At 41.5% G+C, this 12,847-nt stretch carries 14 protein-coding genes; 12 read left to right on the top strand and 2 right to left on the bottom strand.

The genetic code is table 11. The features are described from left to right. Nucleotides 1–477 precede the first annotated feature (477 nt). From ACYQ0Y_RS03385 to ACYQ0Y_RS03335, 11 genes are all read left to right on the top strand, one after another. Nucleotides 478–684: a hypothetical protein gene (locus ACYQ0Y_RS03385; protein WP_407883535.1), complete on the top strand. Its 207-nt coding sequence runs from the start codon at nt 478–480 to the stop codon at nt 682–684. 2 nt (nt 685–686) lie between these two features. Further along, nucleotides 687–1,025 carry an acetyl-CoA carboxylase gene (locus ACYQ0Y_RS03380; RefSeq protein ID WP_407883533.1) on the top strand — a complete coding sequence of 113 codons (339 nt, stop codon included), beginning with the start codon at nt 687–689 and terminating at the stop codon, nt 1,023–1,025. A 1,749-nt stretch (nt 1,026–2,774) separates the two neighbouring features. After that, complete coding sequence (locus ACYQ0Y_RS03375; RefSeq protein ID WP_407883531.1) at nt 2,775–3,371, top strand: recombinase family protein; 597 nt, start codon at nt 2,775–2,777, stop codon at nt 3,369–3,371. Between the two features lie 205 nt (nt 3,372–3,576). Further along, entirely contained in the window at nt 3,577–6,363 is a 2,787-nt protein-coding gene (locus ACYQ0Y_RS03370; RefSeq protein ID WP_407883529.1) for a MucBP domain-containing protein, read from the top strand. A 159-nt stretch (nt 6,364–6,522) separates the two neighbouring features. After that, entirely contained in the window at nt 6,523–7,224 is a 702-nt protein-coding gene (locus tag ACYQ0Y_RS03365; protein ID WP_407883527.1) for a hypothetical protein, read from the top strand. 3 nt (nt 7,225–7,227) lie between these two features. Beyond that, complete coding sequence (locus ACYQ0Y_RS03360; protein ID WP_407883525.1) at nt 7,228–8,265, top strand: hypothetical protein; 1,038 nt, start codon at nt 7,228–7,230, stop codon at nt 8,263–8,265. 278 nt (nt 8,266–8,543) lie between these two features. Then, on the top strand, nt 8,544–8,717 hold the full coding sequence (locus tag ACYQ0Y_RS03355) for a hypothetical protein (RefSeq protein WP_407883523.1): 174 nt from the start codon (nt 8,544–8,546) through the stop codon (nt 8,715–8,717). Nucleotides 8,718–8,839: 122 nt separating this feature from the next. After that, nucleotides 8,840–9,346: a hypothetical protein gene (locus tag ACYQ0Y_RS03350; protein WP_407883521.1), complete on the top strand. Its 507-nt coding sequence runs from the start codon at nt 8,840–8,842 to the stop codon at nt 9,344–9,346. Between the two features lie 11 nt (nt 9,347–9,357). After that, the gene (locus ACYQ0Y_RS03345; RefSeq protein ID WP_407883519.1) at nt 9,358–9,855 is read left to right on the top strand and encodes a hypothetical protein; all 498 of its coding nucleotides are present in this window, start codon (nt 9,358–9,360) and stop codon (nt 9,853–9,855) included. Between the two features lie 9 nt (nt 9,856–9,864). Further along, on the top strand, nt 9,865–10,341 hold the full coding sequence (locus ACYQ0Y_RS03340; protein ID WP_407883517.1) for a hypothetical protein: 477 nt from the start codon (nt 9,865–9,867) through the stop codon (nt 10,339–10,341). Between the two features lie 125 nt (nt 10,342–10,466). After that, on the top strand, nt 10,467–11,021 hold the full coding sequence (locus tag ACYQ0Y_RS03335) for a tyrosine-type recombinase/integrase (protein ID WP_407883515.1): 555 nt from the start codon (nt 10,467–10,469) through the stop codon (nt 11,019–11,021). A gap of 41 nt (nt 11,022–11,062) precedes the next feature. Here ACYQ0Y_RS03335 and ACYQ0Y_RS03330 read toward each other — a convergent pair whose 3' ends face one another. Continuing rightward, nucleotides 11,063–11,575 carry a hypothetical protein gene (locus ACYQ0Y_RS03330; protein ID WP_407883513.1) on the bottom strand — a complete coding sequence of 171 codons (513 nt, stop codon included), beginning with the start codon at nt 11,573–11,575 and terminating at the stop codon, nt 11,063–11,065. Between the two features lie 44 nt (nt 11,576–11,619). Beyond that, on the bottom strand, nt 11,620–12,069 hold the full coding sequence (locus ACYQ0Y_RS03325) for a hypothetical protein (protein ID WP_407883511.1): 450 nt from the start codon (nt 12,067–12,069) through the stop codon (nt 11,620–11,622). A gap of 317 nt (nt 12,070–12,386) precedes the next feature. Between ACYQ0Y_RS03325 and ACYQ0Y_RS03320 the strand changes: the two genes are divergently transcribed. Next, a complete protein-coding gene (locus tag ACYQ0Y_RS03320) occupies nt 12,387–12,809 on the top strand; it encodes a helix-turn-helix domain-containing protein (RefSeq protein WP_407883509.1) in 423 nt (140 codons plus the stop codon). Nucleotides 12,810–12,847: the final 38 nt, after the last annotated feature.

The following is a 12,847-nucleotide window of genomic DNA, read 5'->3' as shown; positions in this document are numbered from 1 at the left end:
ATTTTGCGGCTAAATTCTTAAAAACGTCTGTATTGCTGACCTAAAATTCATGTGGATTATGGTCAAACTTTAGAACGGATTACTGATTAACCACTAGCCAACGAGAAGCATAATATAGAGTGGATTAACGGTTCTACTAGGCGGTCAGAATACCTGACCTGCCAGCACTTTTAAAAAGTTGCACGAAGAGATAACCTCCACCAACAACTGGCTTGAACAGATCGTACACTAATTTCTGTTAAGCAATGCTTGAAAGCTAAAACTAATGTTGTTGTTTAAAGCCAAAGCAAAAAAATCTGTATTGATTCAATTAAAACAAGTGTGAACTACTCATCACTTACAGTAAGCATATTAATACTCAGGAAGCATTGAATCGAAATAATCATGATTACAATTTTTAACAAGGAGAGTTGAAAAAGGGACTTGTTATTATGCGAACGTATGTTCTATAATCTACCTTGTTAGGGAGGCAATATTATGAGCATTACAGATCAAAGATGGCAAGTTCAATTAATGAATATTCCCCATGGCGCTAGGTTTCATCTGTCTGATTTACCAATCTATCCGGTGTTTAAGGATGACCCACGAAAGTTAGTTGAATTTCAACGTGAATTCGAGGATTGGATTAAATCAACTGATGAACGGTATGTTAGCCGTGGCGCTAGTGATTACTTAAAGGTTTAGCCGTGAAATCAGATGCTGCAATCATCACCGAACGTATAGAGAAACTTTTTAAACGGGCGCCAAAGACGATTTACAAAATTGAATGTGTGAATGACCGTTTCGATCGAACGTATAATTTCTTTTTTGAGGAACACCCCAAGGGGAAGAGACCGCATTCCACGCCACTACATACAGTTGAAAGGTATGAGATTGCTTATTTAGAACAGCTGATTAAACAAATCAGACAGAAGACTCAATTAACAATTTACTTCGCTGGCTTTACTGGTCAGCATTGGCCTTATGCCCAGACCATGATCCAAAAGAAACCAATACCCAATGAGTACAAATTGGACGAGGATTAATCACACAAAGACCGGCGGCTAGCCGGTTTTTACATCATCTATATGTATTTACTCTGATGAAGAGTGGAGAATGGGTAAGTGGATTACTTTGATTAACGATCCCAAGCTTCGGCGAAATTGCCTTAATCACTATCGCCAAAACTGCTGAAACGTCTGCATTAGTGATCCAAAACTTGCATTAATTTGATTAAGTTAAGCGCGAATCGCCAAAGAGGATTAAGCTTCACAAAGTAGATTAAAGCATACTGATTATGGCATGATCATGAAGACCACTATAGGCCATATTGCTTGTTAGGTCGGCATTTTAAAACGATCTGAATGAAGAGATAACGTTGGTCAGATTAATCACTTTACAAAAGTTACAATGATTTTGTTGAAAAGATGCTTAACCATGCAAAGCAAAAACAGCCGCCGAACTTTTTCTTTTAATCCAACTATGAACATAATCATGAAGATGACTCATCAAGTGATCAACCATGGAAGAAGATATTAATACAGCAACAGTGAAGACCATGTTAAGTTGATTCAAATCAGCAGAATTAAGTGATTATTCTAAATTGAATTAGCATTTTGTTAAGGCAAATTAGAACAAGACGACCTCAATAGTTGATGGCCACTGATCAAGTTAAAAGCTATGAATCAAAGAATGAGCCTTGGTGCCAAATTGATCTAACAGCCAAGTATTTAATCGCCAGCGAGGCAATCTTATCGCACAAATCGCCACACAGCCATCCAAGGTTGAAGACCAATATTCATACCAAACAGCAATCAAGATGGTACACAAGCTCACACGTTGGCACACAAGGGTTGATTATAGGAGATGAAGACTCCTGATGACGATCTAAAACTGGTTAAGTTGATTCGAAATGGCAAGTTGGTTAACTTGATTAACTTGATTCAATCGATAAGATCAGTTGATTCGGTGCGATGGGTATCTTTTTTAAAAGGGTTTCTTCATATTATTGTGTAAGTATTGATGATCGGCTCAGCCGGTCTTTTCTTTTGCCCAAATTATAAACTTGATCCAAATGGCAATCTTTAATTTGAGGCGATTTACCAAAGAGTATTTCACGACGGAATTTTATCCATTGGGTTAAGTTAGCAACCTGCCAGAGACGACCAATCCTGTGCTGAGAGACGATCCGTTCAAGAATACTTCATTGCTGCGTTCCAGCTCAAAACTAAGATTTAAGCACACTTCAGAGACGATCCACCACAGGTCGGTGAGCCGATTGCTGAAACAATACTTCAATTCTATGTTTTGTAATCAGGCACCAATTATCAGCATGAGAAAGTGCGAGAGAACTTTGCGACGAATGGCTCAAGAATACAGTATGACCATTCTTTGGCTAATCACTCTGAGCTTTTTTAATTTACTGACAATCAACTCAACAATACTTCATGACCGTATTTCAGCCAATGAAGGCAGCAGTTTCGAACAAGCGAATGCTATTTCATCACTGAGACGATTGGTTAAGGAATACCACTGCTGTGAATTTTATCGATTTTGCAAAGAGGACTATGGCACAGAGACGACAATCTCATATTTTGAGACGATCGTGGCAAGAATACCTTATGACTGTTTTCTAGCCAATTTATTAACTTGGAGTTGATATTTGAGACGACTGACCTAATCTTGGTTCGAAAATGGGACGAATGTTGATTTACTACCAAGAAGTAACCACTGAAATAAAACCGTACGTGAAACTTACATAAACTCTTATACATCAAGCATAGGAGTGATTGAAGATGACAAAAACGGTGGCATATATAAGGACTAGTACTAATCGACAAGATTTAGGGTTAGAGTTCCAGCTTGGCGAAGTTAGGAAATATGAACCAGATAGAATCTATAAGGAACAGATATCAGGTAGAAAGGAAGATCGGCCGGAGTTGTCAAAAGCACTTAAGAGTTTGAAAGCTGGCGATACTTTATTAGTTTACAAACTAGATCGATTAGGGCGTTCGGTTAAACAATTGGTTAATATAATCGCTGAACTCGACGCGATGGGAGCTCATTTCAAATCCATTCATGATCAGATCGACACATCAACGACGAATGGTAAGTTCATGTTCACAATCTTATCAGCGGTTGCAGAACTGGAGGCTAATATGATCTCGGAACGAACCAAGGATGCCTTAAAGGCAACTAATAAAAGGTTAGGACGGCCAAAAACGGTAAGTGAATTAACTAAGAAAAAAATTTTAACTGCATACCAATCGCATGATTTAACTGTTCAAGAACTCGCCAAACGTTATCACGTTAGTACTACTTACGTTTACAAACTAGCCAAAAAAGCCGGTCTATCAAGGTCTAGCAATAAAATGAACGTTGCACATACGTAACGCTTTTGGTACGATAAGCCTGTTAATAAGAGTAGCCCTCTTATTAATTAATCGAACGTTTAGTTTAGTTTCCAAAATTCCAAATACTACATATCTTGAAGTGTTGATATCACTGACATTGATCAGTTATATCAGCGCTTTTTTTAGTTCTTCAATAAACGTTCGTTTTGTTGAGTCTATTTACGTAGGAAAGTAGGGGTTATTTATGATGAGCAGAGCTCAGTACAGATCATTACATACAGACGAGAAACGCCACGTTAAGTTATATAAATCAGGCAAATTATGGTTAGCAGCCGGTATCAGTTTGCTTGCGCTGACCGGAGTTGCCACATCGGCGAATGCATCAGTAGCACCACAATGGCATGCAAATAGTGTTGCTACGGTTAAGGCAGAATTAGCTAAGTTAGGCACCGATCCATATACCATTCAAAATGGTGATACCCTTTGGGCAATCAGCCAAGCAACCGGCGTTAGCGTTAACGATTTGGCGAACCAAAACAAGATCGCTAATGTTGATTTAATTTATGTCGGCAACCACCTGTTTGTGCATACAAACGTTGATGGCTCAAAGCAGGTTACGGTAACTGACGCCAACGGTGCGACGATCGGTCGGTTTAATACACCGACTCAAGCGCCAGCTGCCAACGTTCAAACACCATCAACTATGCCAAGTGCCTCAACTCAGCCAAGTGTTGGTACTACTCAACAACCAGAAGCAATCACGGACGCCAACCATTCCGGCGAGATGGGCGCATCTTACTTCAAGCCAGGAACTCCAGACAATTCACAAGCCGCTTCTGACGCCGGCAGCGTAACAAGCCAAGCACCGAGTGACGCTGGTTCTGTGACAAGCCAAGCACCAAGCGATGCCAGCCAAACGCCATCACAAGCGCCAAGTGACGCCAGCCAAACGCCATCACAAGCGGCAAGTGACGCCAGTCAGACGCCATCACAGGCACCAAGTGACACTAGTCAGACGCCATCACAGGCACCAAGTGACACTAGTCAGACGCCATCACAAGCCCCATCTGACGCCAGCCAAGCTCCATCGCAAGCACCAAGCGATGCTAGTCAGACTCCATCACAAGCACCAAGCGATGCCAGCCAAACGCCATCTCAAGCACCTAGTGATGCCTCGACAGCTCCATCTCAGGCGCCTAGTGATGCTTCACAAACGCCAAGTCAGGCACCAAGTGGCGCTTCACAGACCCCAAGTCAGGCGCCTAGTGATGCTTCACAAACGCCAAGTCAGGCTCCAAGTGATGCCTCAACAGCTCCATCTCAGGCACCATCAGATGCAAGTCAGACGCCGAGCCAATCCCCATCCAACGCTTCAACCGCGCCATCGAACGCAGGTTCAACTAGCAGCGAGGCCGGTTCCAGCACGAGCCAAGCCCCTGCTGAGCAGTATGCAGACGTTACGGTAAGTTACACCGATATGGACGGCAACACGATTGCCCCAAGTACCACACTTGCACACCAATTAGTCGGTTCCACAGTTAGCGCATCTGCACAAGTGATTAATGGTTATGATTACTACGGCTCAACCAAATATCTAACTGTTGCGGAATCGGGCAACTCCATCGTGTTCCACTATTCGAAGCAAGCACCCGTAGCCCAATATGACGATGTTATTGTGGAATACCTGGACGCCGATGGTAATTTATTGACCCAGCCAACCACGATGGCACACCAGCAGGTAGGTTCCACACTTACGGTAAGTCCAATCACTATCGACGGTTACACCCCACGTGATCAGAGCAAGAGCTGGACGGTCAAGTCAGCAGGAAACATCATTGATTTCTACTACGACCGTGCCGAACAGCACGCCAACGTGACCATCAATTATGTGGACGCCGCAGGCAACCAACTTTCGCCAAGTGACACGCTCTCCGATCAGGTAGTAGGCACCATGGCCAGCGCAACGGCCAAGAACATCGATGGTTACACGGTTGATCAAGCTACCAAGACGGCGAACGTGACCGACTCTGGCGCAACGATCACCTTTGTTTACACGAAGAATGCTCCTGCCCAATCCACGGTTACGATCCACTTTGTTGACGAGAATGGTAACAAACTAGACAACGATCTGACTCTGACCGGCACCACAGGTGACAATTTCAGCTTTGCCGCTCCATCCGAAATCAATGGTTATGACTTGGTAGGTGACTCATCAATCAACGGTATGTACACTGCCGGAGGTTCTGACATCACGGTTAAGTACGCTAAACACGTATACGCCAACCAAGATATGGCTACTGTAGCCAACGATATCCTACAAATGGTGAACGATCTCCGTGCCCAACACGGCCTATCCGCAGTAACGATGGACAATGCAACCTTACAGGCAATTGCCCAGACTCGAGCTAACGAGACTTTCACTGAAGGCAAAGAGGATATCTCCGCAGCGAGCCACACTCGTCCGGACGGCACGCAATGGTACACGGCTTACACTGAGGCCGGTTACCAAGGTTCGGCCATTGCAGAGAACTTGAACATCGATAAGATCGGCGCCACTGAAGCCGAGACTGCAAGCATCATCTTCAACGACTGGAAGAACAGCGCCGGCCACTTGGCCAACATGTTAGATGCTTCGGCCAACCAAATCGGCATTGCGATCGTAGAGAACCCCGACAATGGATACACATATGCAATCCAAGATTTTGGTTACGTTAAGCCGGAAGTAACCAAGAACCCAGATGGTTCAGTGAATTACTCTGAGTACGGCCTAACCGAAGCCGACATTGATGCCCAAGTAGAAGCACGGTTAAAGGGTATGGGCTGGAGTTACCAACCGGGTTCCGTGAAAATTCAACCAAAGATTTGGAACGGCATGGAAGCAGCGAACGACTCAGCATACTTTGATCCAGACTTTGTAAACTATTACTACAACGCTGGTGTAAGTGGTTCTGACTATGGCCAAGGTGAAGTAGCCATCACAGACAAGAACGGCAACATGCTCGGATTTATGGAAGTCCAGTGGTTGAAGTAATCATCCAGATATTCAACCCTGTTAAGTGAATTCCTCCACCCAGCTTCAGCACCACGAAAGAGCCTTTCCCATACGGGAGGGGCTTTGAGGAAGACGAATTGAAGATAGAGAAGACCGTTGTAAACTCAGCGGTCTTTTTCATGAAAGGAAATCTAAGTTATGAAGCCACGGCACATAATCGACACCATTGTTGCGGTTGTGATGATCCTTATGGCAGTATTTATCGGATTCTTGTTAGGTGATCATAAGCCAGCAACGAAAACGGTAACAAAGGTTGAAAGTGTAAGTACTAGTTCTTCAAACTCCTCGCAAAATAGTAAGTCCAGTGAGAGGAGTTCTTCCACCACATCATCACAGACTTCTTCGACTAAACAGGTTAAGCCCTATCAAAATGTGGTTTATTCATTTCATAAGACCAATTCTGCAGGAACCGTTGACGTTGATTACAGTATCATCTTACGTTCTGATGGTACGGCTACCCAACAATTGATCAATCGTGCGCAGACTTCTCCTAACATTCAAATCGAAACTATCACTTACGCCGTTAATGATGACGGTCAAGTACGATTCCTTAAGCCAGTAACTGCGGTTGATGCTGAATATGCCGCCCCAGGCGATATTCTAAAATTGCCACCAAAGTCAGTAAGCTGGACGGGGAAGGGATCAGACACCCCCAATCAGGCTGGTACGGTAATTAATAATAGTTACCAGATACGTTTTAAAGGTGACGATTATTCCAAGTTGTTGACTAATGAAGTTGGTCTATATGCAACACAATCAGGCGCCCCAGAGCCAAATGATCCGGTTAAATTGGGGCAACAGTTACAAGATCAGTATACTCAAGATCAAAGTGGTGACTAAAACATGAAGACAAGAAGAATAATAAAAGCGACCATCAGCTTGTTGGCATTGATGACTTTAGGAATCACATTATCAGGTTGTCAATCTGGAACTGCTAGCAAGCAAAGCAGTAAAGATAACGCGTCGAGCAATAAGCCCTCCGTTAAGGCATTGAATAAATTTAGTGCCACTGATCGTTATGCTTTGATTTATTATGGCGGCGTTAAAGCAGTTGACCAAATCAAGGCCGATGACGAAACAAAAACTTTTAAGAATGCGATAATGGCATCTGATCGCAGTAAGGATACAGCGCTGAATGTTACGCCAATGAAAATCAGTAAGGACTTCGTATCCAACCCCGGAACGGGCTATTTAATGGCAATAGCACCAGCTGACGTAACAATTATTGGATATGTTGGTTATACTCGTGAGGCGGATAATATCTATTACTACGCTTTGATTGGGAACGACCCTAATCGTGCGGCTTTTTCAACGGTTTCCTTAAAGAGCCTTTATCGTCAATACTATTTACCCGAGAAACAGCGGTTGCAAGTTGAGAATCTGAAAGCTCGGTTAAATATTAAAAAGGTCAACACTACTTTTGCCTCCGACTCATCAAGTAGCGCTTCTGAGAGTGAGTCAACTTCAACAGCAGATTCATCAAGTGGTGAAACTAATAACGATTCCTCTGGATCTGGTATTAGAACATCGCTCGGCCAATCTATTTTTGACGAGGGTGCACAACCAACTGCTAAACGATTATTTAAGTACATTCGTGGAACTGAAGACCCTAATGCAAAATTGGTATCATCTAATGCGCCCGATCCTGATCCATTGCAGAATGGTATGGACGATTATTTGTTAAGCATAAGCGTGATTAAAGATCAAACGGCTACAAATGCCAAGCCGGTTACCTACGCAGTTGCTAAAAACGGACAAATTTATTTTCAAGTAGAAGGTGGTCAAACCGAAAATGGAGTAGATAATTATTTTACGGATGTTGATGGTCGATATGGCTACTATTTCTCCAAAGATGACGTAAGGAAGCAATTGGGTCAATAAATACATGTAGTGAAGACGCCGAATAGGCGTTTTTATTTTGGTCAAAATTAGTAATTTCAAACCGCCAGATAAACTGAGCCACATGGGCAAACTAACAAGAGGTAATCTTTGATCAGTGCTCGAGAGAAATGTTCCTCAACCATCGCATTTTGAAGACCTGTTAATTTATCGAACGAATCCTTGGTTGAGGCATTCTTTCAGATCAGGTACGAGAATTTATCGAAACTTATATCGTATTGAAACAAATCAATACTTACACGTCAGGAGGTGATGACGAGGTGAAAAAGCAACTAAAAATATTGATCGATTTGGCTCCCAATTTGAAACCAGATCGATTTGCTAAGTTGAACAAGCAATCGCAAAGTGATTTGCTCTGGTTTGTTGCAACCACGTTACCAAAGTTAGCCGACCAAGATGACCTATCCCAAGTTGGACAGGAGACCGCCTTGTAGGTTTTGACAAACCGAAAAGCATGGTCAAAATCGAGGTGAAATTGCTGAATCTGGGGTTAACGGATCACCATCTGAATGGTTTCGGACAGAAATCTAACTTAAAGAGAGGAGTAAGAGAAGACATGTTAGAAAATACAATAAAAGTTGAATGTATTGAAGAGCCGGGATTTTCTGAGGAGACCTTAGTGATGACCGCCTATGCACGGCCAGACATCATTATCGCTAAGGAAGTTCACCACTCGATCAACGCCGGTATAATCACCGAACAAGCAACCGATGAGCAGGTTAAACACTATAACTTAATTATAATTGGCCAAGCTTTATCGTTCGCCGAGCGATTAAACCTACAAATCTATCCAACTGTTTTTAGTTGGAAGGATGGCCTTTCGGACTATGCTGGTTCGCTGTTTGAAAAGGTCCGACAAGACAAACCGATTAACTATCACCAACAAGCGCTTTGGCCAAAAAATGAGACCTATCAGGAATACTTAAAGGATTTGGTAGAAGAGATCAAACTGCTATGGGGTAAGCCGAGCGAAGCTAGAATCTTGAGAATGCAATACGGCGGTCACTTATCCGATTTAACCAAACAAATTCAAGAAATGGATATCGCAAATAATATTAAGTGAGGAGAAAAAATATGAATGAAAGGACAGTACGGCTACAGGTCAACAGTATTAAGATTCAGGATCATCTTGTGATCCAGTTAGACGGAAAAATCAATGGTATCACGGCTTATTATGACAAGTTGGATAATGTTAAGCTTTGTAACCCGATCATTGAAGCGGCTATGGAAAACAAGGATGAATACTCACAAAACCTTGCATTACTTGAGCTGAGCTTAGTTTTAAAAGCAATCGAGAACTTCCCTGGTTATGACATTGAGGTTGAGAACCTGCAATTCGGCTCAGGTAATGAACGTGCCATGGACGCCTTAGACCAGATGATCAATGACATTAAGGGGTACACGTTAATGGCCAACTACGTTCCGCAGACCAAATTTGAAACAATCACTTCACAGCGTGCCTTCGATAAAATTCGTGATGGGGTTGATGACTTGCATCGTGTGGAACTAATTCGACCAAAAGAAATCAATGACTTGGAATTGAACTTTGATGATTCAGATCTGCCGTATTGAGGTACTAATATGAAATTTGATGAACTAACTGTAGAAATCAATAATCACGATCATGGTAATGGAACAATCTCTGTTGATGTGACAGCCAAAATTGACACATTGCCAATTTATCACCAGCGGTATGACAATATTAGCGTTGCTGATCCATTTTACGTTAATTTAAACGGCACAGGAAGCGGTTATCACGAGGGAAACGCCGTATTTAATCTTCACGTTTTGCTTCATGCAATCGAAGAGTTAGGCGTTGATCAAACAGATCTAGAAACACTAAACCTCCGATTTGAAGATGAAGACGGAGATACGGTTAAATGTTTACAAAAGTTGGTAAAAGACTGGAATAGCCATACCTATTTTGTGAACCTAAATGAACCATACGAGTTTAAACGTCCTTGGAATAAGGAGCACTATTATGAGTTGATTAAACGGTTTCTGGCGTTTCCAATCAATATGTTGCCAACGGATCGGGGTAAGGAACAGAACGAGTAACAATTTGTATATTTAGTTACATACATAATGCCTGGATAATGGGCTTTAAAAATAAGAGCACAAAAACAGGTAATGTTTTTCCGAAAATATGGGGAAACATTACCTGATTTTGGAAGGAAGGGAGCATGAAAAATCATAAAATCGAACCGATCAGAGATAAAGCACTGTTACAAGAATTTATTGGCCAATTAAGGCAAGGACGCAATGGGAAAAGAAATGCACTTTTATTTAAGTTAGGCATCACTACTGGGTTACGGGTATCTGACCTGATTAAAATTAAGGTGAGCGACGTTGTAGGAAAGAACTCGTTTACTTTAGTTGAACAGAAAACGCATAAATCACGAGTTGTGGACTTAAAAGAAGTACTGAGTGACTTAATTGAGTATTTACCTACGGTTAAGTCAGAATGGTTGTTTCCATCCAGCGTCAATCCCACGAATCACATAGGCACCCATCAGGTCTATGTTTTTATCACGAAAACTGCCGATAACTTAGGCTTAAAGAATATCGCTACACATACCATGAGGAAGACATTTGGCTACTTCTTCTATCGTGACACTAAGGATATTGCAACCCTCATGCGGATCTTAAACCACTCTAGTCAGGCCATCACGCTCCGGTACATTGGGGTTGAGGAAGAGCAGGTTAAGGAGAGTATGGCCAGTTTTCGAATTTTTTAAATAAAAAAGACAGCCAATTTTGACTGTCTGAAGTGGTGAATTTATTTAGTAAACTGATGAATGATTGAGGCATACTTTTTGGCACGTTTAGCGCATGTTGGGGACATTTCCTTAATAGATACGGCAAAAAAGTCTGAGGCTTTTACGCCTGTGTATCCGTCATCCTTAGTTGCTTGGATGATATCTATCAGCAGTTGGATCAAAGTATTGCCAGTAATACCAGTTAACAACTTAAAGTAACTGTGAAGCCAGTCTGAAGCTACTGGATCTAAGATTAAAACATCCATATTTAGACTACCATCTTGAATGGTCTTAAAATAGTCTTGAGAGGTTAATAAATGACAAATGTAGTCTAGTTGAATTGCTGGATTAAAACACTGATCAATATCATCGTCGAATTGATATATTCCAAGGCGGTCAATTCTTTTAATGGTTAGAGAAAACTCGTCAACAAGCGCAATATAATCACTAAATTTGAAAGGTGCTAACCAGGTTGAATCGTTTTCTACAGATGCGAAATTAACTGAATTAAATTGATTTTTTTTAATATTCATAGTTGTTTATCTCCTAAACTAATAATTTGTTATCTACGGTATTTTTATTGAATCTGTTGAATGGCAGTTTCGACTGCGTTAGCGAAGGGTTTAAAGCTGGAAGACATTTGACGATAAGTGACGTTTAAAAAGTCCTTTTGCATATTTTGAATTGTTGGATGAAGGTTATTGTCTTGTAGTATCTGAGCGAGTGATGTAAAAAAAACCTGTGCAGGAAATTCTCGCTTTTTCGGGTAGTTGAAAAGATATTGGAAATAATCTCGTAAATGCTTGAAAGTTTCATAGTCACCAGATTTATCGATGCTTGAGATATCTAGATATTCTGATATCAGCAAAATCTGTGCAACTGGATTATAGATATCTGAAGTCAATTTGAATCCGGCAGCGGTTTTATCAGGTAGTTTGAAAAATGTGTAGAACATGTCACTGAGGTGAATGTAATCGTAGAAGCTGAAGTTAAGGTCCCAAGTAGTAGCATTTTCGTTTGTTGTCATGAGTGTATCTCCATTTCTGTTTAATTTAGCTGCGTACAGCATTAATGTGATAAAAGTTATGAACCGAATAAAGCTAGAATATTTAGTTGTCAATGTACGTGGCAAAGCAACCTTACAAACGGATAATGAATGTTTTGCTAGATGTTAAATCCTTGCTGATGACTATATAATACATCTAGCTTTATTAATTTCAAGCCTTTTTGAATAAAAAGTTTTATTTTTTATTCTAAGTTAAATCATTTTAGAATGTTAAGTCGAATGTTTACACGCCGATATGATTGATAGTACAATGTTTGTAACAGAAAGGAATGTATTCAATGGCAAAAAAAGGAAGCCGATTAAATGAAAAAGAAGCGGCATTTTTTGATGAGCATTTTCGTCCTTCGATGAAGAATCAGCATGTCACGCAGGCCAATTTAGCCGATCAAATTGGAACAACCCGGCCAACAGTGGCTATGTGGATGCAAAATAGATCACGACCATTGAGACCTGCTTTTTTGAAGATCGCCGAAGTACTTGACTGGGATTTATCAGGTGTGTCTAGACAAGAAGACGATCCAGCCCCAGTTGAAGAGCTGCCAGAAAGCAAAACATCTGAGCCAGCACCAGCCTCGGTACCCGAAAAACCAACGATTGTGGACTTGAGACTTAGCTTGATCAGGCAACAAGTTGCCGAGATGGACGAACTACAATTCTTACAACTTCAAGAACACATTGCTGATATTCTGGCTGGTAAGTAAGAAACCCCCAAGTCACAAGCGTGACCTGAGGGTTTTAC

The sequence above is a fragment of the Furfurilactobacillus curtus genome (assembly GCF_054657915.1).
The sequence above is the reverse complement of the archived record's forward strand: the minus strand, read 5'-3'. Positions and strand labels throughout refer to the sequence as shown.

Coding starts and splice junctions, on each gene's coding strand:
- ACYQ0Y_RS03385 (WP_407883535.1), top strand. CDS start 478: ATGAGCATTACAGATCAAAGATGGCAAGTTCAATTAATGAATATTCCC.
- ACYQ0Y_RS03375 (WP_407883531.1), top strand. CDS start 2,775: ATGACAAAAACGGTGGCATATATAAGGACTAGTACTAATCGACAAGAT.
- ACYQ0Y_RS03370 (WP_407883529.1), top strand. CDS start 3,577: ATGATGAGCAGAGCTCAGTACAGATCATTACATACAGACGAGAAACGC.
- ACYQ0Y_RS03365 (WP_407883527.1), top strand. CDS start 6,523: ATGAAGCCACGGCACATAATCGACACCATTGTTGCGGTTGTGATGATC.
- ACYQ0Y_RS03360 (WP_407883525.1), top strand. CDS start 7,228: ATGAAGACAAGAAGAATAATAAAAGCGACCATCAGCTTGTTGGCATTG.
- ACYQ0Y_RS03350 (WP_407883521.1), top strand. CDS start 8,840: ATGTTAGAAAATACAATAAAAGTTGAATGTATTGAAGAGCCGGGATTT.
- ACYQ0Y_RS03345 (WP_407883519.1), top strand. CDS start 9,358: ATGAATGAAAGGACAGTACGGCTACAGGTCAACAGTATTAAGATTCAG.
- ACYQ0Y_RS03340 (WP_407883517.1), top strand. CDS start 9,865: ATGAAATTTGATGAACTAACTGTAGAAATCAATAATCACGATCATGGT.
- ACYQ0Y_RS03335 (WP_407883515.1), top strand. CDS start 10,467: ATGAAAAATCATAAAATCGAACCGATCAGAGATAAAGCACTGTTACAA.
- ACYQ0Y_RS03330 (WP_407883513.1), bottom strand. CDS start 11,575: ATGAATATTAAAAAAAATCAATTTAATTCAGTTAATTTCGCATCTGTA.
- ACYQ0Y_RS03325 (WP_407883511.1), bottom strand. CDS start 12,069: ATGACAACAAACGAAAATGCTACTACTTGGGACCTTAACTTCAGCTTC.
- ACYQ0Y_RS03320 (WP_407883509.1), top strand. CDS start 12,387: ATGGCAAAAAAAGGAAGCCGATTAAATGAAAAAGAAGCGGCATTTTTT.